22 protein-coding genes are annotated in these 25,666 nt (G+C 62.6%); 12 read left to right on the plus strand and 10 right to left on the minus strand.

Annotation, left to right across the window (positions count from 1 at the left end):
- Positions 1-146 precede the first annotated feature (146 nt).
- Positions 147-3,593 (plus strand): EAL domain-containing protein, encoded by a 3,447-nt coding sequence (locus DB032_RS04055; RefSeq protein ID WP_107798349.1) that lies wholly within the window; start codon positions 147-149, stop codon positions 3,591-3,593.
- Here DB032_RS04055 and DB032_RS04060 read toward each other — a convergent pair.
- Complete coding sequence (locus tag DB032_RS04060; RefSeq protein ID WP_107798350.1) at positions 3,574-4,350, minus strand: ABC transporter substrate-binding protein; 777 nt, start codon at positions 4,348-4,350, stop codon at positions 3,574-3,576. The genes DB032_RS04055 and DB032_RS04060 overlap by 20 nt on opposite strands.
- Positions 4,351-4,537: 187 nt before the next feature.
- Between DB032_RS04060 and DB032_RS04065 the strand changes: the two genes are divergently transcribed.
- Both DB032_RS04065 and DB032_RS04070 read left to right on the plus strand, forming a co-directional pair.
- Positions 4,538-6,121, plus strand: a complete 1,584-nt coding sequence (locus tag DB032_RS04065; RefSeq protein WP_107798351.1) for an ABC transporter substrate-binding protein — start codon at positions 4,538-4,540, stop codon at positions 6,119-6,121.
- A 647-nt stretch (positions 6,122-6,768) separates the two neighbouring features.
- Positions 6,769-7,419, plus strand: coding sequence for a TetR/AcrR family transcriptional regulator (locus tag DB032_RS04070; RefSeq protein WP_107798352.1), 651 nt, complete (start codon positions 6,769-6,771; stop codon positions 7,417-7,419).
- Positions 7,420-7,556: 137 nt separating this feature from the next.
- On the opposite strand, the gene DB032_RS04075 is transcribed toward DB032_RS04070, so the two are convergent.
- A complete protein-coding gene (locus DB032_RS04075) occupies positions 7,557-8,978 on the minus strand; it encodes a sensor histidine kinase (RefSeq protein ID WP_107798353.1) in 1,422 nt (473 codons plus the stop codon).
- The gene (locus DB032_RS04080; RefSeq protein WP_107798354.1) at positions 8,979-9,644 is read right to left on the minus strand and encodes a response regulator; all 666 of its coding nucleotides are present in this window, start codon (positions 9,642-9,644) and stop codon (positions 8,979-8,981) included.
- Between the two features lie 123 nt (positions 9,645-9,767).
- Between DB032_RS04080 and DB032_RS04085 the strand changes: the two genes are divergently transcribed.
- The 3 genes from DB032_RS04085 (at position 9,768) to DB032_RS04095 (ending at position 13,769) form a co-directional block, all read left to right on the plus strand.
- A complete protein-coding gene (locus DB032_RS04085) occupies positions 9,768-10,859 on the plus strand; it encodes an ABC transporter substrate-binding protein (RefSeq protein ID WP_107798355.1) in 1,092 nt (363 codons plus the stop codon).
- Between the two features lie 101 nt (positions 10,860-10,960).
- Positions 10,961-12,706: an iron ABC transporter permease gene (locus DB032_RS04090; RefSeq protein WP_107798356.1), complete on the plus strand. Its 1,746-nt coding sequence runs from the start codon at positions 10,961-10,963 to the stop codon at positions 12,704-12,706.
- Positions 12,699-13,769 carry an ABC transporter ATP-binding protein gene (locus DB032_RS04095; protein ID WP_107798357.1) on the plus strand — a complete coding sequence of 357 codons (1,071 nt, stop codon included), beginning with the start codon at positions 12,699-12,701 and terminating at the stop codon, positions 13,767-13,769. The genes DB032_RS04090 and DB032_RS04095 overlap by 8 nt, the downstream gene beginning before the upstream one ends.
- Positions 13,770-14,077: 308 nt before the next feature.
- On the opposite strand, the gene DB032_RS04100 is transcribed toward DB032_RS04095, so the two are convergent.
- Entirely contained in the window at positions 14,078-15,178 is a 1,101-nt protein-coding gene (locus DB032_RS04100) for a porin (RefSeq protein ID WP_107798358.1), read from the minus strand.
- Between the two features lie 677 nt (positions 15,179-15,855).
- Here DB032_RS04100 and DB032_RS04105 point away from each other — a divergent pair.
- Positions 15,856-17,133 (plus strand): O-acetylhomoserine aminocarboxypropyltransferase/cysteine synthase family protein, encoded by a 1,278-nt coding sequence (locus DB032_RS04105; RefSeq protein WP_107798359.1) that lies wholly within the window; start codon positions 15,856-15,858, stop codon positions 17,131-17,133.
- Positions 17,134-17,180: 47 nt separating this feature from the next.
- Here DB032_RS04105 and DB032_RS04110 read toward each other — a convergent pair whose 3' ends face one another.
- The 3 genes from DB032_RS04110 to DB032_RS04120 are packed head-to-tail and all read right to left on the minus strand — an operon-like array spanning position 17,181 to position 19,183.
- Positions 17,181-17,633 carry a BLUF domain-containing protein gene (locus DB032_RS04110; protein WP_107798360.1) on the minus strand — a complete coding sequence of 151 codons (453 nt, stop codon included), beginning with the start codon at positions 17,631-17,633 and terminating at the stop codon, positions 17,181-17,183.
- Between the two features lie 46 nt (positions 17,634-17,679).
- Entirely contained in the window at positions 17,680-18,609 is a 930-nt protein-coding gene (locus tag DB032_RS04115; RefSeq protein WP_107798361.1) for a hypothetical protein, read from the minus strand.
- Between the two features lies 1 nt (position 18,610).
- Positions 18,611-19,183 (minus strand): LemA family protein, encoded by a 573-nt coding sequence (locus DB032_RS04120; RefSeq protein WP_107798362.1) that lies wholly within the window; start codon positions 19,181-19,183, stop codon positions 18,611-18,613.
- A gap of 129 nt (positions 19,184-19,312) precedes the next feature.
- Here DB032_RS04120 and DB032_RS04125 point away from each other — a divergent pair, with 129 nt between their 5' ends.
- Positions 19,313-20,185, plus strand: coding sequence for a Rossmann-like and DUF2520 domain-containing protein (locus DB032_RS04125; protein WP_107798363.1), 873 nt, complete (start codon positions 19,313-19,315; stop codon positions 20,183-20,185).
- Here DB032_RS04125 and pncB read toward each other — a convergent pair.
- Genes pncB through DB032_RS04140 form a run of 3 tightly spaced genes read right to left on the minus strand, consistent with a single transcriptional unit; the run spans position 20,174 to position 22,672 of the window.
- Complete coding sequence (gene pncB, locus DB032_RS04130) at positions 20,174-21,373, minus strand: nicotinate phosphoribosyltransferase (protein ID WP_107801669.1); 1,200 nt, start codon at positions 21,371-21,373, stop codon at positions 20,174-20,176. The two genes, DB032_RS04125 and pncB, sit on opposite strands and share 12 nt — an antisense overlap.
- A gap of 16 nt (positions 21,374-21,389) precedes the next feature.
- A complete protein-coding gene (locus DB032_RS04135; protein WP_081546160.1) occupies positions 21,390-22,094 on the minus strand; it encodes an SAM-dependent methyltransferase in 705 nt (234 codons plus the stop codon).
- Positions 22,091-22,672, minus strand: coding sequence for a nucleoside triphosphate pyrophosphatase (locus tag DB032_RS04140; RefSeq protein WP_107798364.1), 582 nt, complete (start codon positions 22,670-22,672; stop codon positions 22,091-22,093). Before DB032_RS04140 ends, DB032_RS04135 begins: the two co-directional genes overlap by 4 nt.
- A gap of 107 nt (positions 22,673-22,779) precedes the next feature.
- Between DB032_RS04140 and DB032_RS04145 the strand changes: the two genes are divergently transcribed.
- The 4 genes from DB032_RS04145 to DB032_RS04160 are packed head-to-tail and all read left to right on the plus strand — an operon-like array spanning position 22,780 to position 25,569.
- Positions 22,780-23,283: a DUF177 domain-containing protein gene (locus tag DB032_RS04145; protein ID WP_107798365.1), complete on the plus strand. Its 504-nt coding sequence runs from the start codon at positions 22,780-22,782 to the stop codon at positions 23,281-23,283.
- Between the two features lie 46 nt (positions 23,284-23,329).
- Complete coding sequence (gene rpmF / locus DB032_RS04150; RefSeq protein ID WP_011136965.1) at positions 23,330-23,509, plus strand: 50S ribosomal protein L32; 180 nt, start codon at positions 23,330-23,332, stop codon at positions 23,507-23,509.
- Positions 23,510-23,566: 57 nt separating this feature from the next.
- Positions 23,567-24,604, plus strand: a complete 1,038-nt coding sequence (gene plsX / locus DB032_RS04155) for a phosphate acyltransferase PlsX (RefSeq protein WP_107798366.1) — start codon at positions 23,567-23,569, stop codon at positions 24,602-24,604.
- Positions 24,605-24,609: 5 nt separating this feature from the next.
- Positions 24,610-25,569 carry a beta-ketoacyl-ACP synthase III gene (locus DB032_RS04160; protein WP_107798367.1) on the plus strand — a complete coding sequence of 320 codons (960 nt, stop codon included), beginning with the start codon at positions 24,610-24,612 and terminating at the stop codon, positions 25,567-25,569.
- Positions 25,570-25,666: the final 97 nt, after the last annotated feature.

The raw sequence follows: 25,666 nt of genomic DNA on the forward strand, positions 1-25,666 counted from the left end.
CCCCGGCCCAGGCCGGGGTTTTTTTACGCGTCGACGCGGAGATCCGGCACTGGAGTTGAGCGGATATACGGCTATCATATTTAATGAGGAATATGACGGCAGTCTTGCTGCCCTTGATCCGCGAACCCAATCAATAGGAGGCTGCGTTGGCGTTGAATGCGCAGGCTGCGATTGCCGCCCCGGATTTTCAACTGCTGTTCGAACGGGCCCCCGGCCTGTATTTGGTGTTGGACCCCGATTTCAACGTCATCGCCGCCAGCGATATTTACCTGCAGACGACCTTGACCCAGCGCGAGTCCATCCAGGGGCGCAATCTGTTCGACATCTTTCCGGTCAATCCCGATGAGCCGGAAGGCGAGGGCTCGCGCAATCTGCGCATCTCTTTGCAGCGCGTGCTGGCCACCGGGGTTGAGGACAGCATGGCGATGCAGAAATACGATATCCCCAGATCGGACGGCAGTTTTGAAGAGCGCTATTGGAGCCCGACCAACTGGCCGGTGAAGCGCGCCGACGGCAGCGTGAGCTGCATCATCCACAGCGTGCAGGACGTCAGCGAGTTTGTGCGTTTGCGTGGCGCGAATGCGCAGCAGGCTTCTTCCGAGGAGTGGTCGCGGAATAACGCGGCTGTCCTAGAGGCCGAAATGGTGAATCAGCATGCGCAAATCGCCCGGGCCAACACCGATCTGAAGGAATCCAATAGCGAGCTGGCCCGCTTGAATCAGCAGATGCGCGAGCTGGATCAGATGAAGACCCGCTTCTTCGCCAATGTCAGCCATGAGTTGCGCACGCCGCTGACCCTGATCCTGGGCCAGGTAGAACGCTTTCTGACAGGACAGGCCGAGCCGGAGGAGAGCCCCAACCTGTTGATGATCCAGCGGCAGGCGCGCATGTTGCTGCAGCAGGTCAACGATTTGCTGGACGTGGCCAAACTGGACGCGGGGGAGTTGAAGCTGCGCTACGCGCAGCTGGACCTGGCGGAGCTGGTGCGTCACGTGGCTTCTTATTTTGCTTCGCTGGCCAGCGACCGGCATATCGACTACCAAGTGGCTGCGCCGAAAACGGCGTCGGCGCAGGTGGACGCGATCAAATTGCAGCGTGTACTGCTGAACCTGCTGTCCAACGCCTTCAAGTTCACGCCGGACGGCGGCCGCATTCAGATTGCGCTGGAGCTGAGAGGAAGCCAGGCCGACATCCGTGTGCAGGACAACGGGCCGGGCGTGCCGGCCGAGATGCGAGACAAGGTGTTCGAGCGCTTCGTGCAAGTGGAGGACGGCGATTACTGCCGGCACGGCGGCACCGGGCTTGGCCTCGCCATCGTCAAAGAATTCATCGAGCTGCACCATGGCAGTGTGAGCTTGTTCCCCGCGGAGGGCGGCGGCGCCTTGTTCCGCCTTAGCCTGCCTCTGTTGGCGCCGGCGGGTGCGCCGATAGAGTCGGAAGACTTGCGTCTGGACGATTTGCTGGCCGGCGGCGCGGTGCCCGCGCCCGCGTCGCCACAGGCCGAGGCGGGCGCCGCGCCGGACAAGGGCGCCCAGGCGTTGGTGCTGCTGGTGGAGGACAACATCGATATGAGCGCCTTCATCGCCGGCGCGCTGAGCAAGCATTATCGGGTGATGACGGCGCCGGAGGGCGGCCGCGGCCTGTGTTTGGCGCAGAGCGAGCAGCCGGACCTGATCATCAGCGATCTGATGATGCCGGGAATGGGCGGAGAAGAGTTTGTGTCGGCTTTGCGCGGCAACCGCCAGACCGAGGACATCCCGGTGGTGATGCTGTCGGCGCGCGCCGACGATTCGCTGCGGCTGCGTATGCTGCAGAACAGCGTGCAGGAGTTCTTGTTCAAGCCGTTTTCGGTGGCGGAGCTGCTGGCGCGGGTGGGGCGCTTGATCGGCGAGCGCCGCCGCTCGGCGATGCGCTTGAAGCAGGCGCTGTACGCGGCGGAACAAATCGCCTGGGAGCTGGACCTGGGCGACTGGGTCTTGCACGAAGAGGGGCCGGTGGGGCGGATTTTCGGGCGGGCAGAGGATTATCGTCACGACAGTCTGGACGCCTTGCTGGCGCAAATCCATCCGGAGGATCTGGACGAGTTGCGCCGGCGCTGGCAGGCCTTGCCGGCCGAGGCCGGAGAAAGCCTGCACGAGTGTCAGTTTCGCGTCGCCCTGCCGGAGGCGGGGCAGGTCTGGATGCAGGTGAGCGCCAGCCTGTGGCGGGACGAACAGGGGCGGCCGCGGCGCGCGATGGGCTTTGCCCGCGACGTGTCCACGCTGAAGCGTTCGCAGCTCAATATCGAGTTTCTCGCCAAGCACGACAGCCTGACTCAACTGCCCAACCGCGTGCAGTTGAACGAGCGGCTGCAATGGAGCTTGAGGAATCATCGGCGCTCAGGGCGGAGCCTGTATCTGCTTTTGGTGGACCTGGACGATTTCCGCTTCATCAACGACAACCTTGGGCATGAGGTGGGGGACCGCCTGTTGCGCATCGTGGCTGAACGCTTGCGCGCCTGCGTGAGCGGCCACGATCTTTTGTTCCGCATCGGCGGCGACGAATTCGTCGCCTTGGCCGAGAACGCCGCCGACGGCGCGGCCGACAGCCTGGCCGAGCAGGTGCTGGCGGCGCTGGCGGCGCCGTACCAGGACGGAGACCACCGCTATTTCCTGTCCGCCAGCATCGGCATCAGCTGCTATCCCTGCGACGCGGACACGCCGGAAGGGCTGATGCGCGATGCGGATATGGCGATGTACCGCGCCAAGTACGCGGGCAAGAACGGTTATTGCTTCTTCTCCGAGGATATGGCGGACGGCGTGCGCCAGCGCCTGCAAGTGGAGACCGGCTTGCGTCAGGCCTTGCAGCGACGGGAACTGCGGCTGGAGTACCAACCGCAGATGACGCTGCGCAGCCAGGACATGCTGGGAGTGGAGGCGCTGTTGCGCTGGGAGCTGGACGGGCGCAAGCAGTCGCCGGCGGAGTTTATCGCCATCGCCGAAAAAACCGGCCTGATCATCGATATCGACGAGTATGTGTTTCGCAATGTCTGCAGCCAGGTGATGGCCTGGAGAGGGCAGGGCCTGCCGCCCTGGCGCGTCAGCGTCAATCTGTCGGCGCGCTTCTTCGGTTTGCCGGACGCCGTCGCGCGTTTGCGCGCGATCGCCGAGGAAAGCGGCGCGCCGCCGGAGCAACTGTGCCTGGAAATCACCGAGGGCACGCTGATGGACGCGGACAGCGCGATGAAGGCCTTGCCGACGCTCAAGCGCATGGGCTTTCACATCAGCGTGGACGACTTCGGCACCGGTTTTTCCTCGCTGTCCTATCTCAAGCGGCTGCCCATCGATGAATTGAAGATAGATCGCAGCTTCATCATGCGGCTGGACAGCGACGAGCGCGATCTGGCCATGGTGGCGGCCATCGTGTCCATGGCGGAAAGCCTGAGCCTGCAAGTGCTGGCCGAGGGCGTGGAAACCGAATCCCAGCACGCCTTGCTGCTGGCGCGCGGCTGCCATAGCGGCCAGGGCTATCTGTATTCGCGCTCCTTGCCGCCCGAGGAGCTGGTGTCCTGGTGGCGCGGCCGTTTCGAGTGTTTCACGGGGCGGGCGGATTGATGCCCGGCGCCGTTTCGCCGGGCAGCCAGCGCCGGTACAGCGCGGCGAAACTGCCGTCGCGCTTCATCTCGTCCAGCGCCTGTTGCCAGGCCTTGATCACCGCGTCCGGGGTCTGACGGGAAAAGGCGATGTAGCCGTAGGTGTGGGAAAAGGTCAGCGCCTTGCGTACTTGGGCCGGGTCGAAGCCCTGCTGGCGCAATTGATGCGGCAAGGTGGTGTTTTCGCTGACGATGACGTCGGCGCGCTTGCGCATCAACATGGTCAGCAACTGGTCCGGCGTGGCCACGGTGGCCAGGTTGGAGAAGTTCTGCGCGCTCAGCAGCTGTTGCAGATACCAGTCTCTCACCACCATGATTTGCGGTAGTTTGCGGGCGTCGTCCAGCGTTTGCAGTTTGATCGGGCTGTCGCGCCGCACAAACAGGCAGCCCAGGGTTTCGGTGACCGGGCCCACCCATTTGAACATGCGCTCCCGTTCCGGGGTGCGGTTGGTGTTGAACAGCACGGTGTTCGGCTGCTGTTGCGCCTGGCGATAGCCGCGCGCCCAAGGCACCACGGCAATGGGGTCGTGGTTGCCGACGCGGCGTTGTATCCCTTGCACCACTTCCACCACCAGGCCGGCGGCCTTGCCGTCTTGCTCGAAAGTCAGCGGTGGGTCATCCTCGGTCAGGATGTCCAGCGCAGGGCCCGGCGCCGCGCGCAGCGGCGCGGCGGCAAGGCTGGTCAAAAACAGGGCAAGCAGGCAGTGGCGGCGGTTCATGTCGATGGCGCTTTGTATTCTGGCTGTCCGCTTTGACTGTAGCGGCAATTTGCGCCGGGCTCAAACTCCATCCTTGGCCGCATCGTGAATATGAATATGCATAATCGATGGTTTGTTTTTTTCGCTTATTCGCTTAACCTTCGTTTCTGATACCGAAGATGCCATGCAGTTTGATGAGGAAATGCCGATGAACAAGCAATTGACGCTGTTGGCCCTGGCCCTGGCGCCTACCCTGGCGCTGGCCGCGCGCCCGTTGACGGTGTGCACCGACGCCAATCCGGAAGGTTTCGACGTGGTGCAGTACAACTCCCTGGTCACCACCAACGCGTCGGCGGACGTGCTGATGAACCGCCTGGTCGAATACGATCCGGCCGCCCGCAAAGTGGTGCCGGGCCTGGCCGCGTCTTGGCAGGTCAGCGACGACGGCCTCGGTTACACCTTCAAGCTGCGGCCCAATGTGGCCTTTCACTCCACCGATTACTTCAAGCCTGGCCGCAAGCTGACGGCCGACGACGTGGTGTTCACTTTCGAACGCATGCTCAATCCGGCCCATCCTTGGTACAAGAGCGCGCCGAACGGCTATCCGCACGCGCAATCCATGCAGTTTCCCAAGCTGATCAAGGCGGTGCAGAAGGTGGACGCCAATACTGTGCGTTTCGAGCTCAACTATCCGGAAGCCACCTTCCTGTCCAGCCTGACCATGGGCTTCGCGTCCATCTATTCGGCCGAGTACGCCGGGCAGTTGCAGGCGGCCGGCCGCCAGGCGGACTTGAACGCCAAGCCAATCGGCACCGGGCCCTTCGTCTTCCGCAGCTTCCAGAAGGACGCCGTGGTGCGCTACGCGCCTAATCCGGCTTATTGGGGAGCCAAGCCCAAGGTCGGCGCGCTGATTTACGCGATCACGCCGGATTCGGCGGTGCGCGCGCAGAAGCTGAGGGCCGGCGAATGCCAGCTGGCCTTGTCGCCCAAGCCGCAGGACGTGCTGGCGGCCAAGGCGGATCCCAAGCTGCGGGTTCTGCAAACGCCGGCCTTCATGACCGCCTTCGTCGCCTTCAACAGCCAGAAAAAACCGTTGAACAACCCCTTGGTGCGGCAAGCGCTCAACCTGGCTTTCGACAAGAACTCTTATCTGAAAACGGTGTTCGACAATACCGCCACCGCGGCGGACCTGCCTTATCCGCCGAATACCTGGAGCTACAACAAGGGGGCCAAGCCCTATCCTTACGATCCGGCGCGCGCCAAGAAACTGCTGGCCCAAGCCGGCTATCCCGACGGTTTCGAAACCACGGTGTGGGTGCGGCCCAGCGGCAGCACGCTGAATCCCAATCCCAAGGCGGGCGCGGAGCTGCTGCAGTCCGACCTGGCCAAGATCGGCGTCAAGGTGCAGATCAAGGTGATTGAGTGGGGGGAGCTGATCAAGCGCGCCAAGGCCGGCGAACATGAGCTATTGTTCATGGGCTGGGCCGGTGACAACGGCGACCCCGACAACTTCTTGACCCCGCAGTTTTCCTGCTCGGCGGTGCAGTCCGGCACCAATTTCGCGCGCTTCTGCGACGCCAAGCTGGACAAGCTGATCAGCGACGGCAAGAAGAGCAGCGATTTCGCCCAGCGCGCCAAGCTGTATCTGGCGGCGCAGAAGTTGATCCAGGAGCAGGCCTTGTGGCTGCCCTTGGCCCACCCCACGGCGTACGCCTTGGCGAGCAAGGATTTGAGCGCTTACGCCGTCAGTCCGTTCGGGCGGGTGGACTTTGGACGAGCGCAGTTGAATTGAGCCCGGCGGGCCGGTTGTCGACGGCCGGCCCGTCAGGCTTTGTCAGCATAAGCGAGGAAATGCCGGTTAATGTTCGAATGCGAACTTGCCTGTGCATATTTCCCCGCTTTAAGTAATTCAACATCGTATTTTTGTTGAAATGTTGTTTTAACGTATTTATTTTTTCGATTAGAAACTAGCTGCTTTCTAAGGGCGACATTGCTTGAGTGTCTGCTTGTTATCTTGAGGCGGGTCGTCAAGCGGAGAAGACCGGCGGGGAGGGCGTGACGATGTCGATGACGGTCGCCTAGCATCGTCATTGCTATGGCGCATTTTTGTTCACATCCGCGGCGATCTTGCCGCTATTTTCGCGCGTTGCGCGGACGCCACGCCGGCGGAGAGTCCATGCTGGGGGCGTCTGGCAAGACAGTAAGACGCGCAAAATGTTCCAAATCATCAAAACTACGCAATTTAATAATAGTAATTTTAATATTTGCGACCTCTTTTTAAGAGTTATTGGGAAATAACTTTAAAAAGAACAGCATTTTTCCGGCTATCCCTAGTTGAAACTACTCACTGGCCTATTTAGCGTGCGCTCGCCCTCGCTTATGGCAAAAGTTTCGCGTATCATCAGACCTTGGTTGGGATAAACATGACATAAGAATATAATGCAAACTAGACGAACACAACAAAGTCGTAGGGAGTCCACCATTGGGAAACTGGTGGAAGCGGCCATCGAGTGTCTGCTGGAGTTTGGCTATCACGGTACCAGCGTGCAGCTGATCTGCAGCCGGGCCGGCGTCTCCCAGGGGGCCCTATTCCGCCATTTCGCCACCAAGAACGAACTGATGTTGCCGGTAGGGCGCAAGGTAGTCGACGATATTTTCGAGGCCGGCCTCAAGCTGGCGGCGGAAATGTCCAGCACGATGCCGGAGGAGGAACGGATCGTCGCGTTGATGAAGGCGCTGGTGCTGTCGCCGCGTCACATCGTGCTGATGGAACTGCTGATGGCTGCTCGCACCACCGCCGATCTGCGGGAAATCTTCCTGGCCAGTTCCAGCAACTACTTCCGCGACCGCTTCGTCGCCATGATGGCCTCGCTGTTTCCGCGTTACGCCATTTCCACCGGCTTCTTCGCCACCTTGCTGACCATGATGACCACCTTCCACGGCATGGCCTTGTACCGGATGCTGAACGAGCATCCCGAAGGCGACAAAATGCGGGAACAGTGGTTGCAGACCGCTCTGCGCAGCGAGCTGGAACGCATTCGCGCCGAAGGCGCGGACAGCCGCAATCCTTTATACCAACTGCCGTTCTAAGAAGCTGTTCAAAGTCCGCCGCACGCTGCGAGGCGCGACGAGGCGAGCGCCGTTTCGAAACGCAGATGCGCGTATGCGCATAGTGCTTGCTCGGCGGTTTTCGTCTCCGTTCGCGAGCCCGTGAACGGGCTCCAAGCCTATCCCCTGCCGGCCGGCGGAAACTGAAGCTTGACGCTGAGGCCGCCGCCGGCGTTGCGGCTCAACTCCACGGTCGCCCCATGCCGGTGGGCGATCTCCCGGACGATGGCCAGGCCCAGGCCGCTGCCGCTGCTGGCGGCGCCGGCGATGCGGTAAAAACGCAGCCATACCTTGTCTTGTTCCGCCTCGGCGATGCCGGGGCCGTTATCGTCGACGCGCAGCCACGGCGCCGGCAGCGCCCCGGCCGCGATCGTGATCCGCGCGTCGCCATTGCCGGAATGATAGCGGATGGCGTTGTCCAGCAGATTGCCCAGTAATTCCCGCAGCAGACCGGCGTTGCCGCGCACCCATACCGTTTCCTCCCCTTCGTAACCCAGATCCGCGCCCTGGCCATGAGCCCAGGGCGCTTGTTCCAGCGCCCATTCCCTGATCCAGGCGGCCAGGTCCATATCGTCCAGTTCGATGGCCTGGCCGTTGTCCGGCTCCACCCGCGCCAGTTGCAATAGCTGGTGCACGCCGTGGCTGGCGCTGTCCAGCGAGGCGAGCAATTTGTCCAGCTGCTGGCGCAATGAGGCTTCCAGCGTCTGGCGTCGCGCCAGCTCCGCCTGCGTCCGCATCACCGCCAGCGGCGTCTTCAACTGATGGGCGGCGTCGTCGATGAAGCGGCGGCGTGCCGCCTGCAATTTATGCCAACGCACGCCCTGCTGATTCAGCGCGTCCACCAAGGGCGTCAACTCGGTGGGCAGCTCGCGGCTGGGCAGGGGGCTAAGATCGGTTTCCTTGCGCGCCACCACATTGCGCGACAAGCGGCGCAAGGGCCGCAGGCTATGGCCGACCGCCAGCAGCACGATGGCGAGCATGATGACGCCGAGCAGCGCCTCCTGCGCCAGGGAGCCGATGAGCAGGGTGCGTGCCAGCTGCTCCCTGGACTCCGGGGTTTCCGCCACCTGTATCCACACGTCCTGGCTGCGCAGCGTGCTCATGTCGCGCACCGACAGCCTCAAGGTGAGCAAGCGCAGCGTTTCGCCGTGGTAGGAAATGTCCATGTAATCGGGCTGGTAGCGGATGGTTTCGCGCCGGCGCGGAGGCGGCAGCGGCAGGTCGTCGTAACCGGTGAGCAGCGCGCCGTCCGAGCAGCTGACGCGGTAGAACACCTTGCCGGAGGCGTTGGACTCGAACATTTGCAAGGCGAAATAGGGAATGTCCACGCTGACGGCGCCGTCGTGGGCGGCGACGCCGTCGGCGATGGCGCGGCCGGAGCTGAGCAGCATGCGGTCGAAGGCGGTGTTGGCCGCCTGCAAGGCGCGGTCGTAAGTCATCCAGCCGTCCAGCGCCAGCATCAGCAGCAGCGGAACGGACAGGCCGAGCAGCAATTGCTTGCGCAAGCTGGCGGGTTTGAGGCGGGAGAGGGCGAGTCGCATTTACGGTGTGGTCAATAGATAGCCCAGCCCGCGCAAGGTGACGATGGAAACCGGCTGGCCGGCCAGCTTCTTGCGCAAGCGGTGCACATAGATTTCGATGGCTTCGGCGCTGCCGCTTTCGTCCAGGCCGAAAATCTTTTCCGACAGCTGGCTTTTGCCTATGGCCTTGCCGCCTTGCAGCATCAGCACTTCCAGCACCGCGTGCTCGCGTGGCGTCAGGTGCAGCGCGTCGCCGCTCAGCTGAAACTGGCGGCCGACGCTGTCGTAGCTGAGGGGGCCTAATTCCAGCTGCGGACTTTCGCGGCCGTGGCTGCGGCGGATCAGCGCGCGCACCCGCGCTTCCAGTTCGTTGAGGTCGAAGGGCTTGGCCAGATAGTCGTCGGCGCCCAGGTCCAGCCCGCGCACTCGTTCTTCCACCGAGCCGTGCGCGGTCAGGATCAGCACCGGCAGCGTTTGCTTGCGGGCGCGCAGCCGGCGCAGCACCTCCCAGCCGTTGAGCTTGGGCAGGTCCAAGTCCAGGATGGCCAGCGCGTAATCCTGGGTGCGCAGCACATGATCGGCGTCGCTGCCGTTGAGCATGCAGTCCACGGCGAAACCAGCCTGGCGCAAGGCCTGGGCCAGTGATTCGGACAGGGCCGGATTGTCTTCCACCAAGAGCAGGCGCATGGTTGGGTCACTGAAAGCGGATTGAAAGCTTTACTCTAATATCATGGCTGGGGAAGCGAAGCCAATAGAGCTGCGCGATTCGAAAGATGTCGCGAACATCTTCATCTACCTAGGAGCAACACCATGAATAGAGTCAGAAGCTTGTCCGCGCTGTGCTGCGCGCTGGGTTCCGCCGCCGCCTGGGCGGCCGTGCCCGCCGGCTATCCCGCCAGTTATCAGAATCTGGTGGACGCCGCCGTCAAGGAGGGCAAGGTGGTGGTGTATTCGGCCACCGACAGCGCCGCGGCGCGGCCCCTGATCAAGGATTTCCAGGCCTTGTACCCCGGCGTCAAGGTGGAATACCACGATATGAACAGCACCGAGATCTACAATCGCTTCATCAGCGAGAACGCCGCCAGCAGCGCCAGCGCCGACGTGGTGTGGAGCTCGGCGATGGACCTGCAAGTGAAGTTCGTCAATGACGGCTACGCCGCCAGCTACGCTTCGCCGGAGGCGGCCAATCTGCCGTCCTGGGCGCATTATCAGCAGCAGGCCTACGGCACCACTTACGAGCCGGTGGCCATCGTCTACAACAAGCGCTTGCTGAAGCCGGAGGACATCCCGCAGACCCGCGCCGATCTGGTGCGCATCCTCAAGGCGAATCCGGCTCGCTTCAAGGGCAAGGTCACCACGTACGATGTGGAGAAGTCCGGCGTCGGCTTCAACTTCCTGACCCAGGACGTCCGCCATAACGCCAACGGCGCCTGGGAACTGGCGCGCGCGCTCGGCGCCAGCGGCGTCAAACTGCAAACCTCCACCGGCGCGATGATGGAGCGGATTTCCTCGGGCGAAAACCTGATCGGCTACAACATCCTCGGTTCCTACGCTTACGCCAAGGCGAAGAAGGACCCGGCCATCGGCTATGTCTATCCCAAGGATTACACCCAGGTGGTCAGCCGGCTGGCCATCATCTCCAAGAAGGCGCGCAATCCCGGCGCGGCGAGGCTGTGGCTGGACTATTTGCTGTCCAAGCGCGGCCAGAGCGTGCTGGCCAACCAGTCCGAGCTGTTCTCGCTGCGCAGCGACGTGAGCGGCGCGGCTTCCATCGCCGCCTTGAACCAGCAATTGGGCGGCAGCGCCAAGCCTATCCAGGTGGGCACCGGCCTGCTGGTCTATCTGGACCAGGCCAAGCGGCTGGATTTCATGCGTCAGTGGCAGCAGGCGCTGAAGAAATAGCGTCCCCTTCCGGCCATTGCGGCCGACGTTTCCAATGACTCAATCAGCCGTCCGCCGCGCGCGGACGGCGCAGAGGCCTGCGCGCAGGCCTGGGAGCAAGCATGAATTCCTCGATTAATCCGACCGCCCCCGCCGCGGCCGCCCAGCCCCGCGCGCGCGGCGGCTGGCCGCGCTGGAGCGCCGCCAGCCGCTGGCTGGTCTTGGGCGCGCTGGCCTTGCTGGTGCTGGCCCCGCTATCGCTGGTGGTCTATCAAAGCCTGCTGGATCAGCCCTTCTTCATGGCGGACAAGAATGTGGGGCTGATCGCCTACCGCTTTGTGTTCGCCGATCCCGATTTCTGGTCCGCGCTGGGCAACTCTCTGGTGATCGCCGCCGGCATGGCGCTGATCGCCATTCCGCTGGGCGGGGTGCTGGCCTTCTTGATGGCGCGCACCGATTTGCCCGGCCGGCGCTGGCTGGAGCCCTTATTGCTGACGCCGGTGTTCGTATCGCCGATGGTATTGGCCTTCGGCTACGTGGTGGCGGCCGGACCGGTGGGGTTTTACTCCCTGTGGTTCAAGCAGTGGTTCGGCGTGGAAGAGGTGCCGTGGAATATTTATTCCCTGCTCAGCATCGCGGTGGTGGCGGGGCTGACCCATGTGCCGCATGTCTATCTGTACGCGTCGGCGGCGCTGCGCAATCTGGGCTCGGACGTGGAAGAGGCCGCGCGGGTGGCCGGGGCCGGTCCTTTTCGCGTGGCGCGCGACGTCAGCCTGCCGATGGTGATGCCCTCCATGCTGTTCGCCGGCGTGCTGGTGGTCTTTCTGGGGTTTGAAGTCTTCGGCTTGCCGCTGGTGTTGGGCGACCCGGAGGGCCATCTGGTGTTGGCCACTTATCTGTACAAGCTGACCAATAAACTCGGCGTGCCGTCCTATCACCTGATGGCGGCGGTGGCGGTGTGCCTGATCGCCATCACCTTCCCGCTGGTCCTGTTACAGCGCCGCTTATTGCGCAGCGCTCAGCGTTTCGTCGCGCTCAAGGGCAAGGCCGGCCGTCAGCATCCGCTGTCGCTGGGGCCGTGGCGCTATCTGGCGCTGGCCATCGTGCTGTTATGGCTGTTCCTCACCGTGGTGGTGCCGATTTCCGGCATCGCGCTGCGCTCGGTGGTCAGCCATTGGGGCGAGGGCGTGTCCTTGCTGGAGACTTTGACGCTGGATCATTACGCCTTGGTGTTCGAGGAGGACAACATCGTCCGCGCCATCGTCAACACCCTGGGCGTCGGCATCATCGGCGGCGCGCTGGCGGTGGGCTTTTATACCCTGGTCGGTTTCGCCGGACATCGCCGCAATGATTGGGGCGCTCGTCTGTTGGACTATCTGGTACTGCTGCCGCGCGCGGTGCCGGGCATTCTGGCAGGCCTGGCCTTCCTGTGGGTGTTCCTGTTCGTGCCCGGCCTGCAGGGCGCCAAGAACAGCATGCTGTCGATCTGGCTGGCTTACACCGTGGTCTGGCTGGCCTATGGCATGCGTCTGGTGCAGAGCGCCCTGCTGCAAGTGGGGCCGGAGCTGGAAGAGGCCGCCCGCACCGCCGGGGCCAGCCAGCGGCGGACCAGTCTGGACGTGACCTTGCCCTTGATCCGTTTCGGCCTGCTGTCCAGCTGGCTGCTGATCTTCATGATTTTCGAGCGGGAGTATTCGACCGCGGTGTATTTGCTGTCGCCGGGCACCGAAGTGATCGGTTCCTTGCTGGTGTCCTTGTGGGCCACCGGCGCGGTGGACCAGGTGGCAGCCTTGTCGGTGATCAATATTCTGATGGTGGGCGCCGGCTTGGCGCTGGCCTTGCGTCTGGGAGTGAAACTGCATGACTAAGCTGAGCGTGCGCGATCTGCATCTGAATTATGAGCAGAATCCTATTTTGAAGGGTGTTTCCTTTGATCTGGCCGCCGGCCAGGTGGTGTCCTTGCTTGGCGCTTCCGGCAGCGGCAAAACCACTTTGCTGCGCGCCATCGCCGGGCTGGAACAGCCGTCGGCCGGTCAAATCCTGCTGGACGGCCGCCCCTTGTACGACGCGTCCGCCGGCTGCAATCTGGCGGTGGAGCAGCGCTCTCTGGGCCTGGTGTTCCAGTCTTACGCCTTGTGGCCGCACCGCACCGTGGCGCAGAACGTCGGCTATGGCTTGAAGCTGCGCCAGACCCCGACGGCGGAGATCGCCGCGAGGGTGAGGCAGATCCTGGACAAGCTGGGGCTGGGGCATTTGGCCGAGCGCTATCCGCATCAATTGTCCGGCGGTCAGCAGCAGCGCGTGGCCATCGCCCGCGCGCTGGTCTACAACCCGCCGGTAATCCTGCTGGACGAGCCCTTGTCCAATCTGGACGCCAAGCTGCGCGAAGAGGCGCGCGCGTGGTTGCGCGAACTGATCGTGTCGATGAACCTGTCCGCCTTGTGCGTCACCCATGACCAGAGCGAGGCGATGGCGATGTCGGACCAGATTTTGTTGTTGAAGAACGGCCGTATCGAACAGGCCGGCAGTCCTACCGACTTGTATTCCGCGCCGGCTTCCCTTTATACCGCGCAATTCATGGGCGCCAACAATACCTTGCGGGCCAAGGTGGCGGCCAGAAACGGCGACAGCGTGACCTTGCAGGGCGAGGGCTGGCAGCTGCGCGCCACCGCGAGGCAGGCACTGGAGGTGGGGCAGCAGGCCGAGGCGGTGATCCGCTTGGAGCGGCTGAGGGTGCAAGACGAGCCCGGCGGCAACAGCTTGCCGGCGCGGCTGATCGCATCGATGTATCTGGGGGATCGCTGGGAATACCTGTTGCAGCACGGCGACCTGCGCTTGCGCGCCTTTGGGCAGCAGGCCAAGCCTAACGGCGAGTGCTGGGCGGAGTTCGGGCTGGAGGACACCTGGGCGTTCGAGGCCGCTTCGGCCTGAGAGGTTTTGTGTGCTTGTTCGGTCGGGGGGCAAGCTTGGCTTGCCCTTTTTCATGGCCGCCTGTTTGGGAGGCGGGAAAACGGTTGAAACCTGGGCTAAGGGAGCTTCATCTATTTGTTGAGCAGAGCCGAGATTAGGGGGCGGAGTATGTGGTCCCGATTTGGTTTGGTATGGCGTTTTAGACTGTGTGCCTTTGGCCGCCATTGTTTAATCTGATGGTGAATAGAGCGTCTAAGCAATGAAAAAGGCCCGCTTGCGCGGGCCTTTTTCTCATTCATGTTCGTAGGTTCTTGCGTCGAACCGACAAATTAGAATGCGTGGATCATGTTCAGGCCGAAGGCCTTCTGATCTTTGTTGCCTTCGCCTTTAACAGCGATTTGGCCGTACTGAGCACCGAAGGTGGTGCGCTTGGAGATCGCGTAGTCTACGCCCAGCACGTACTGGTTGTAACCAGTGTCGTTCAGCTTCGAGCCACCGATTTCAACCTTGTCGCCATGAGCGTAGGTGAATTTCGGGGTGAATGCGCCGATGGTGTAAGCCGCGGTCAGTGCGTATTCGCGAGTTTTCACTTTGTCGAGGGTCACTGCGTTGGCAGCGGAAACGGTCGGCAGAGCGTTCTTAACGTAGCCGATCCAGTCGCCGCCAACTACGTCAACACCGCCTTTTTCTTGCTGGTAACCGAAAGCAACCAGCAGGTTGTTGGCGTTGTAGCCAACTTCCAGACGATGCTTGTCGTTAGCGGTATCGTTAACGGTTACGTTAGCGATCGGGCTGGCAACTTTGGAAACAGCTTTGCTTTCGTGGATGTAAGCATACTTACCGAAGAAGCCGCTGTTTTCGTAGCCCAGGCCAATGATGCTGGTTTCGCGGTCGTTGGTCAGGACGCCTTTGGCTTCTTTGGTGCCGTATTGCAGAGCGGCGCTAAAGCCAGCGATGCTCGGCAGATCGTAGCGTACGGAGTTCTTCAGACGGGTGCCGTCGCGGGTGAACACGCCCAGGCCCAGCGCGTTGTTCTTGTATTCCCAGCTGTCGACGATACCCATGTCGCTGTCCAGGAAGTTGGACACGTTGCCCAGACGCAGGGTACCCAGATCGCTTTGCAGGCCGATGAAGGAGTTGCGGTTGGCGAAGGTGCCGCTGCCACTGTTGGCGGAGCCATCTTTATTTGCTTGGCCGGTGCCATCAACAGAGAAACCGGTTTCAACTTGCCAGATAGCCTTCAGACCGTTGCCCAGGTCTTCCTTGCCTTTGAAGCCGATACGGGAACCCAGGTCGTCGATGTTGGTGGTCTTGGTAGCGCCATTGTCAACGTATTCAACGCCGCCTTTGATTTTGCCGTAGATGGTCACGTCAGCGAAAGCTGCAGCCGGCAGAGTAGCTACCAGCAGGGCGATCAGACTCTTTTTCATGGTCAAGTCATCCTTTTATATGGGTTTAGGAATGTGAGCAAATGCTATTGGCTAAGTTGTGTAAATGCAACTTTTCGGTAAATGCGGTGTTGCAAATCAACAACCAATTGTTGCTTTGTGTGTGTGGTTTTACATGGGAATGTCTGGCTAAGCCAATGAAATAAAGGGGTAAATCATGAAATAGACTCATTGCGTGCAGGTGTTGTAAAAATGCACTTGTTGGCCGAAAGACTGATGCCATAAGGATATGGGCGGGAAGGGGAAGGGTGGGGTGATTCAGGGTGATGCAAAAAAATAAGCCCGCGGAGGGCGGGCTCAAAAATCAACGTGACTTGAAGAGAATTCACGATGCCGCAAGACGCACATCAGAATGAATTCACAATCGAATCATAATAGAAAGCGATGTCTATGTAAATAGGCTGAGGCGAGGCTATTTGCTTGAAATTGCGCTAATGGGTGTGAGTGTTAACTTGTTGTTTGTAAAATATATTTTGTTTTGTTTTGTCTGTTTTGAACCTATGCAAGGTTTACGGTCTGGACGTGCGTCCGCATAGATTGTTTGGTTTTTCGGTTTTAGATTTAGCTTCTTTCGCTGGTTTCGCTTCCCGGTTAAGGTAGGCGAGTGGCATAGAGGAGCGCTGCGCGACTCGCCTTATATAGAAGGAAGGACTGACGAGATGAAACTGGAAACCCTGGCGGTGCATGCCGGCTATGCGCCGGATCCGACGACCAAGGCGGTGGCGGTGCCCTTGTACCAAACCACCAGCTACGCTTTCGACAGCACCCAGCATGGAGCGGATCTGTTCGACCTCAAGGTGCAGGGCAATATCTACACCCGCATCATGAACCCGACCACCGATGTGCTGGAGAAGCGGGTGGCGGCTTTGGAAGGCGGGATAGGCGCGCTGGCGGTGGCTTCCGGCATGGCGGCGATCACGTACGCGATACAAACCATCGCCGAGGCCGGCGACAACATCATCGCCACCAGCACCTTGTATGGCGGCACGTACAATCTGTTCGCCCACACGCTGCCGCAGCTGGGCATCGAGGTGCGTTTCGTCAGCCATCGCCACCCGGAGAGGATCGGCGACATGGCGGACGCGCGCACCAAGGCGGTGTTTTGCGAATCCATCGGCAATCCGCTGGGTAATGTGGTCGACTTCGCCGCCTTCGCCGATCACGCTCATCGTCACGGTTTGCCGCTGATCGTCGACAACACGGTGCCGTCTCCTTATCTATGCCGGCCCTTCGAGCACGGCGCCGATATCGTGGTGCATAGTCTGACCAAGTATCTGGGCGGACACGGCAATAGCATAGGCGGCGCCATAGTCGACAGCGGGCGCTTTCCCTGGGCCGAGCACGCCGAGCGCTTCGCGCGCTTGAACACGCCCGACGTTAGCTACCACGGCGTCAACTATGTGGAAGCGCTGGGCGCGGCGGCCTATATCGCGCGGGCGCGAGTGGTGCCCTTGCGCAATATGGGCGCGGCGCTGGCGCCGTTCAACGCCTTTCTTATTTTGCAGGGCATCGAGACGTTGGCGCTGCGCATGGACCGCATCTGCGCCAACGCGCTGCGCGTGGCCCAGCATCTGCGCGCGCACCCGGCGGTGGAGTGGGTCGAGTACGCCGGCCTGGAGGATCACCCGGGCCATGCTCTGGCGCGACGATACTTCGGCGGCCGGGCTTCCGGCGTGCTGTCCTTCGGCATCCGCGGCGGCGCGGCGGCCGGCGGGCGCTTCATCGACGCTTTGCAACTGGTGACCCGGCTGGTGAATATCGGCGACGCCAAATCGCTGGCCTGCCACCCGGCCACCACCACCCACCGCCAACTGTCGGCCGATGAGCAACTGCGCGCCGGCGTGCGCCCGGAAATGGTGCGTTTGTCGATAGGCATCGAGCATATCGACGACATCCTGGCCGATATCGACCAGGCGCTGGCCGCGACGGAACCTTGAGCGGGTCAGGCCCGCCGACGAGGAGGCGCACCCATATATAGATAAGCTCAGCCGCGGCGCAGCACTTGCGGATTCATGCCGTTGGGCAGGTGATGATGCCATTTGCCGTCGAGAAAGCTTTGGATCACATGCTGGACCTTGCCGTGCAGGGTCCAGCCGGCGTCTCGGGCGATGGCTGAGGCGGACAGAGGCTTGCCGTCGGCCTGCGGCGCCGGGGCAAGGTATTCCAGCGGGTGATTGGCCAGCATGGGGTGGTCGATCTCCTCGCGCGACAACAGGGTCAGCTGATGGTGCTGCGGGTCGCGCGCGATGCGCTGATAGAGCGCGTCGATGGCGTCTTCCGGGCCTTCCAGGATTTGCAGGAAGTCGTCGTTCAGCATCAGCAGCACGCTGACGATGTCCTGGCTCCGGTTGTAGTCGCGGAAACGGCGAATGCGGTTCTGCATGGCTTCGGCGGAAACCGGGTGATGGGCTGCGCTGCTGTAGATCAGGCGGATCATCTGCGCTCCTGCCGCGTGGCGAGTGCTTTCGCTTCAGTATAGCGCTTTAGAATCGAGCCAGCTTGAGCCAGCCCAATAGGCAGGCCAGCGCCACGGCGGCGTGAAGCCAGGCGCGGCGGCGGAACAGCCGGGCGCTTTGCCGCGGAGACAGGGTGGTGAGGATCAAAGGCGCATCTTGATCATCTCCCTGCAGCAATAAGGACGCCGGCTGTCGCGCGAGCTCCTGCTGCAGGGCGACGACTTCGCGCTGCGCCGCCGCGCGCGCCAGCGACCATTCTTGCTCGCTGAGCTGTCCGTCTCCATCCAGATCGAAGCGGCGCAGCAGGGCTTGTCTGTCGTTTTTCCATTCGGCCAGTTTGGCGCCGATATCCAGGCGAAGGTCCAGCGCATTGGCGCGCGCGTCCAGCCGTCGCAGCCGGCCGCGCACATAAATGGCGTCGCCTTCGTCTATCCATTCCTCTATCAGCAACATGCCGTCCTCATGCCAGCGACGCCGGCGGCGAGCGACCACTTGGGCGCCGCCGGGGAGAATGGTGGCTTCCGCGTCGCCGTCCACCAGGAGAAAGCTGTCGTCGCTGCTGACTTCCGGCGGGTTGGCGCGGGTCGCCAGCCGGTTGGAGCGTTGCATGGCCCAGGTCAGCCAGTCCTCCCAGTCCAGTTTGCCGCGCTCGTCTATGCGCCAGCAGCGGTACCAGGCGCAGCGTCGGCCGCTCAAGGGGCTGTAATTGGGCGCGTTTGGATGGCAGCGGGCCTGGCCGCATAATTCGACTTGGCCCAAGGCCGCGCTGGCCAGTCTGGACGTCGGGGTGTCCGCCACCTGGCGGTAATGGCGGTAATTCAGGCGCCAGCCTATCAGCCCGACTACCGCCGCGATCAGCAGGCCATGGCGGGCCTCGCCGCCAAGCAGCCATGAGGCGGCGGTAAGCAGGTACAGGGCCAAGCCCAGGCCCGGCAGCAGGGAGGCGAGCGCCGGCATGTCAGTTGCGCGCGAACAGCGCTTTCATGTCCACGTCGCGGGTTTCCGCGGCGGCGAAGCGCAGCGGCCGGGCCGGCGGGAAATGAAACAGGCGGGCCAGTAGCACGTCGGGGAACTGCTCGATGCGGGCGTTGTGGAGTTTGACCGCCTCGTTGTACAGTTCGCGGCGATCGGCCAGCGCCTCCTCCAACTGGGTGATGCGCGCGCTCAATTGCGCGAACTGCTGGTCGGCCTGCAGCGCAGGATACGCCTCGGCCACCGCGTATAGCTGGCCGATCAGGCTGTGCAAGCGTCCTTCGGCCGCGCCGAGGGCCTCCGGATCCCGCGCTCGGGCGGAGTCGGCCACCGCGCCGCGGGCGGCCATCACTTGCGTCAGGGTTTCTTGTTCGAACTGGGCGTATTGCCGGCACACTTCGACCAGCTTGGGCAATTCGTCGTGGCGTTGTTTGAGGATGACGTCGATATTGGCCCAGCTTTGCGTCAGCTGGTGCTTCAAATTGATCAGCGCGTTGTATAGCGTGATCAAGTAGAAGAGGACGACGGCGATGAGGCCGAGGAAAACGGCGAGCTTCATGATGGGGTCTCTCCGGGACAGGCGTCGCCGATGCGCGGCGTCCATGTCGGCATTATCGTGCAAGGCTGTTTTTTTGTCTGCGCCCGGATTCGCGCACGCGCGGGCGGCTTGAGGTTTTCGGGAGGAAGCGTGATTCGGATCAACATCATAGGCGCGGGGCGTCTGGGCAAGACCTTGGCGGCGCTGGCGCGGCGTTCCGGCCGCTACCGGGTACAGGACGTGATGACGCGCGGCGCGGATTCCGCCGCCGCCGCCTGCGCCTTCATCGGCACGGGGCGTCCGGTGACCGCATGGGCGGAGTTGGCCGCCGCCGACCTGTACCTGCTGGCGGTGCCGGACGCGGCGATCGCCGACTGCGCTTTGCGGCTGGCGGAGACGGAGGTGCCGGCCGGCGCGGTGGTGTTTCACGCCAGCGGCGTCAGCGGATCCGAGCTGTTGCGGCCGGCGGCGGCGCGCGGCGCGCACGTCGGCAGCCTGCATCCGGCCTTTTCCTTCGCCGATCCGGCCATCGCGCTTGAGGGGTTTTCCGACGTGCTGTGCGCGCTGGAGGGCGACGCCGAAGCGTGCCTTGTCTTGAGGGAATTAGCGCAGGCCATAGGCGGGCGGCCGTTTCAATTGGCCGAGGGCGGCAAGCCGGCCTATCACGCGGCCTTGTCGGTGGCGTCCAATTATCTGGTGACGCTGACTGCCATCGCGCGGCGGCTGGCCGGCCAGGGCGGGGTGCCCGAGGCGCTGCTGACGCCTTTGCTGGGCGGTCTGATGCGGCAAACGCTGGACAATGCCTTGGCGCTGGGGCCGCAGGCGGCTTTGACCGGGCCCATCGCGCGCGGCGACGCCTCGACGGTGGCCCTGCATTTGCAGGCGATGGACGATGCCGATTTGCGCGCCGCCTACCAGGCCTTGGGCCGGCAGACGGTGGCGCTGGCCGGCGAGCGCCTGTCCGGGCAGGCGCGCCGGCAAGTGCTGAGCGCGCTGGCGCCCGCGGAGGGCTCAGGCAGCTAGCGCCACCTTGAACACCTGGCGCAGATAGGCGAGGAAGGTCTCGTCGCTGCACATGGTCTTGCCGGGGCTGTCGGACAGCTTGGCCACCGGCTGGCCGTTGCAGCTGACCAGTTTGAGCACGATTTGCAGCGGCTCCAGTCCCATGTCGTTGGTGAAATGGGTGCCGATGCCGAAGCTGACCTGGATCTGCGGGCTGAAATGGCGGTGCAGGTCCAGCGCGCTGTCCACGCTCAGACCGTCGCTGAAGGTCAGCATCTTGGTGGCGGGATCGATGCGCAGCTTGCGGTAATGCGCGATCGCCTTTTCGCCCCATTGATAGGGATCGCCGCTGTCGTGGCGCAGACCGTCGAACAGCTTGGCGAAGTAGAGGTCGAAGTCCGCCAGGAAGGCGTCCATGCCCACCACATCGGTCAGCGCGATGCCGAGGTCGCCGCGGTATTCCTGCACCCAGGATTCCAGCGCCGCTTTCTGGAAGTCGCGCAGCCGCACGCCCAGCGCCTGGAAGGCCTGGAAGAACTCGTGGGCCATGGTGCCTATCGGAGTGATGCCCAGCTTCCAGGCCAGGTAAACATTGCTGGTGCCGCGGAAAATGTCCGGCAAGGCGGTGTTCAGGCGCTCCACCACATGCTGCTGCCAGTCCCGGCTGAAACGGCGGCGGGTGCCGAAATCGGCGATCAGCAAGGGAAAGCGCTGCTGCGCGGCCTCGCTGTCGCGGAAGCGTTCCAGCACGGCGATTTTCGCTTCCAGCCGGCGCAGGCCCTCGGCGCGGACCTCAACCGAGTCCAGGCGGCGGAAATACAATTCGTTGACGATGGCGAGCACGAAGATTTCAAAAAACATCGCCTGCACCAGCGGTCCCTTGATGCGGATCGCCAGCTCCCCGTCCTCGCAGGATACGGTGATGAAGCGCCGCTGCAGGTGGAACAGTTCCAGATAATCGACAAAGTCGCTCTTGATGAAGCGCAGGGTGCGCAGATAGGCCAGCTCTTCCTGGGTGAAGTGCAGCTGGCACAGCCAGTCCAATTGCGCTTCCAGCTCTTTCTTCAGCTGGGTCAAGGGCATGTCCGGGCGGTTGCGGCACTTGAACTCGTACTCGCCGTGCGAGGCCGGGAACTGGTGCAGCACCACTTGCAGCATGGTGAACTTGTAAAGGTCGGTGTCCAGCAGGGAATGAATCAGCGGCGGAATCTTGGCCATGGCGGGCTCAGGCGGCGTGAATGATGAAAATGGCCGGGCGTTTGTGCAGGTCCGGCGCGTCCTTGGGCCAGTCCTTGACCCGGCGGCTGACGATGGTCTGGCTCGGCAAGGTCAGATCGCAGGCCACCGCCAGCCGGGTGGCCGGGGATAGCGTGTCGCGCAATTGCTGCAGCAGCGCGTTGTTGCGGTACGGCGTTTCGATGAAGACCTGGGTCTCGTTGCGCTGGCGCGAACGCAGCTCCAGCTCCTTGACGATTTTTGCCTTGTCGGCGGCGTCCACCGGCAGGTAGCCGTGGAAGGCGAAGCACTGGCCGTTGGCGCCGCTGGCCATCAGAGCCAGCAGGATGGAGGACGGGCCGATCAAGGGCTCCACCCGCAAGCCGCGCTCATGCGCCAGCGCCACCAGTTGCGCGCCGGGGTCCGCCACCGCCGGGCAGCCGGCTTCGGAGATCAGGCCCAGATCGTGGCCGTCCAGCAGCGGTTGCAGCAAGGCGGCGACGTCGGCAGCCGGGGTGTGTTCGTTCAGCGTGCTCATGGCGAGTTCGCGGATGGGCGCGCTGACGCCCAGCGCCTTCAGGTGTTTGCGCGCGGTTTTTTCGGCTTCCACCACGAAACGGGTCAGGTGCAGCACTTTGGCGCGCTCGGCTTCGGGCAGCCAGGCGATGGATTCGTCGCCCAAGGGGGCGGGGATCAGGAACAGGGTGCCGCTCATCGCAAAATCTCCACGCCTTCATCGGCCAGCATCGTAATCAGTTTGAACAGAGGCACGCCAATCAGCGCATTGGGATCGTCGGACTCCACGCGCTCCAGCAGCGCGCCGCCGAGGCCCTCGCTCTTGGCGCTGCCGGCGCAGTGCAGCGCGTCCGGCTCGCGTTCCAGATAGTTGCGGATTTGCGCTTCGCTCAGCGCGCGCAGGGTGACGCGGGTGATGCCCACCGCTTCTTGCAGCCGATGCTCGGCGCTGTTGTACAAGGCCAGCGCCGAGTGGAACACCACGGTCCGGCCGCTCATCCATTGCAGCATCTTGACGCCGTTCTCGAACGATCCTGGCTTGCCTATCTGCTGGCCGTCAAGCAAAGCCACTTGGTCGGAGCCTATGATCAGCGCTTGCGGATGCTTGTCCGCCAGCGATTGCGCCTTGGTGCGGGCCAGCCGGACCGCGGTTTCCAGCGCGGTTTCGCCCGGCAGCGGGGTTTCGTCGCACACCGGCGGTTCGGCGTGGAAGGGCAGGCCCAGGCGGGCGATGATTTCTTGGCGGTAGCGGGAGGTGGAGGCCAGTACGATCTGCATGATGTGGACGTCGCTTGTTGCGGAGCCGGGGCGGCCTGGCGGCGCGCGCGGAGGGCTCCTTGTTTCTTTTGACAAATCAGGGGAATGGATTGTACCATGCGAGGTTTATGTCTAAACCGATTTTGATCGATCCGCTCAAGTTCGCCCGGGAAGGGCGTTCGCAGGCCGGCAAACTGCCGGTTGGCGAGCTGGATGAGCGCGTGCACAGCGACCTGTCCGACACCTCCGGGAACGTGGAATACGCCCTGGACGGTTTTCGCGACAGCTTGAACCGTTTGTCGCTGCGTCTTCATTTGTCCGGGGAACTCAAAGTGACCTGCCAGCGCTGCATGGAAAGCATGCCGTACAGCCTGGACACCGATTCGGTGGTCACCTTGTTTACCGATCCGGACAAGCTGGAAGAGGCTTGCGAGCAGGACGAGGAGCTGGACGCTATCATCGCCGAGCCGGAACTGAACCTGACGGCGTTGATCGAAGACGAAATCATTATGGGCTTGCCGCTGTCGCCGAAACACGACGACTGCGGCAGGGAAACTCTCTCGCTCGCCAAGGCTGACAAGCCCAATCCGTTTGCGGTGCTGGCGGCGCTTAAGAGACCCAAGTCCGAGTAAAACCCGGATTCGAACCGAATCTACTTGAATTTCTTAGGAGTCGACCATGGCTGTTCAACAGAACAAAAAGTCCCCGTCCAAGCGCGGCATGCATCGTGCACACGATTTTCTGACCGCTCCGGCTCTGGCAGTTGAAGCCAGCACCGGCGAAGCGCACCTGCGCCACCACATCAGCCCGAACGGTTTCTACCGCGGCCGCAAAGTTGTGAAGACCAAGGGCGAGTAATCTCCCCGTTTTCCTACTTTCCCCACTGATTAGGCAGCACTATTACCGCACTCGTTGATGACTATCACCGTCGCGGTTGATGCAATGGGCGGTGACGTTGGCCTCAAGGTTACCGTCCCTGCATCGATCCAATTCCTGCAGAACCATCCCGACACCCGTTTGATTCTTGTTGGCGACCAAGCAGCCCTAGAGGCTGAACTGGCCGCGCATCAAGGCGTCGCGCGTGAACGCATCCGCATCCAGCACGCCACCCAAGTGGTGGGTATGGATGAGGCGCCTCAGCTCGCCTTGAAGAACAAGAAAGATTCGTCGATGCGGGTGGCCATTAATCTGGTCAAAGAAGGCGAGGCTCAGGCCGCCGTGTCCGCCGGCAACACCGGCGCGCTGATGGCGACCGCGCGTTTCGTACTCAAGACCATTCCCGGCATCGACCGTCCCGCCATCGCCAAAATGCTGCCCACCGTCAAGGGCTCGTCTTGCGTGTTGGATTTGGGCGCCAACGTCGATTGCACCCCAGAACAACTGTTGCAGTTCGGCATCATGGGATCCGAACTGGTGGTGTGCCTCAGCGGCAACGCCAGCCCTAGCGTCGGCCTGCTGAACATCGGTTCGGAAGACATCAAGGGCAACGACAATATCAAGAAGACCGCCGAACTGCTGCGCCAGTCCGAGCTCAATTTCCACGGCAACGTGGAGGGCGACGACATCTGTAAAGGCACGGTGGATGTGGTAGTCTGCGACGGTTTTACCGGCAATGTGGCTTTGAAGACAGCTGAGGGGCTGGCTCACATGTTTGCCGTGTTCCTGCGCGAAGAGTTTGGCCGCAGCTGGTGGACGCGTTTGTGCGCGCTGGCCGCGCTGCCGGTGCTCAAACTGTTCAAGAGGCGCATCGATCCCCGCCGCTACAACGGCGCCAGCTTGCTGGGGCTGCGCGGCATCGTGGTGAAAAGCCACGGCGGGACCGATGTCACAGGATTCCGTTACGCGCTGGAGCAGGCTTGCGAGGAAGCCGGTTCCGACGTGATTGGTCACATCGCCGACCGGATTGCGCACCAATTAAACAATCTCAAGCAGTCCGAGGCGGAAGCGAACTGACAACCATGGGCTATTCCCGCATTCTAGGCACCGGCAGCTTTCTGCCCGAGCAGGTGCTCACCAATGCGCAGTTGGCTGAACGCGTGGATACCAGCGACGAGTGGATAGTCTCTCGCACCGGCATCCACGCGCGCCATATTGCCGCAGAGGAACACAAAACCAGCGATCTCGCTCTCAAGGCGGCGGAAGCCGCGATTCAGAGCGCGGGCATCGACAAGCACGAGATCGATCTGATCATCGTGGCCACCACCACTCCCGATATGGTCTTCCCCAGCACCGCCTGTCTGTTGCAGGAAAAGCTGGGCATTCCCGGCTGCGCGGCGTTCGACGTGCAGGCGGTGTGCGCCGGCTTCATGTTCGCGCTGGTGACCGCCAACAACTACATCAAGAGCGGCATGGCCCGCCGCGCCCTGGTGGTGGGCGCGGAAATCATGTCGCGGGTGCTGGACTGGGACGACCGCCGCACCTGCGTGCTGTTCGGCGACGGCGCCGGCGCGGTGATTCTCGGCGACTCCGAGGAGCCGGGCATCCTGCACGCCAAGCTGGCGGCGGACGGCCGCTACAAGGACATTCTCAACACTCCGGCCCAGATTTCCGGCGGCAAGATTCAGGGCATGCCCTATCTGCACATGGACGGCCCGGCGGTGTTCAAATTCGCGGTCAAAGCCCTGTCCGACATTGCGGCCAAGACGCTGGCGGAAGCCGGCGTCGACAAGAGCGAAGTGGACTGGCTGGTGCCGCATCAGGCCAATCTGCGCATCATAGAATCCACCGCCAAGCATCTGGGCTTGCCGATGGAACGCGTGATCGTCACATTGCCGCAACAGGGCAATACCTCCGCCGCATCGATTCCACTGGCCTTGGACTGCGCGGTGCGCGACGGCCGCATTCGTCCAGGCCAGACCGTATTGCTGGAAGGCATAGGCGGCGGTTTCGCCTGGGGCGCTGTATTGTTGAAGATCTGACCCGAAACATTGGCGCGCAAGCCGCCGACGGCTGACCGTGAGGTCACTAGCCTCTGCGATATTTGATCGTTAGGCTTGGCAGACGTCGCCGGTTTGC

The sequence above is a fragment of the Chromobacterium sp. Panama genome, from assembly GCF_003052555.1.
Lineage (GTDB): Bacteria > Pseudomonadota > Gammaproteobacteria > Burkholderiales > Chromobacteriaceae > Chromobacterium.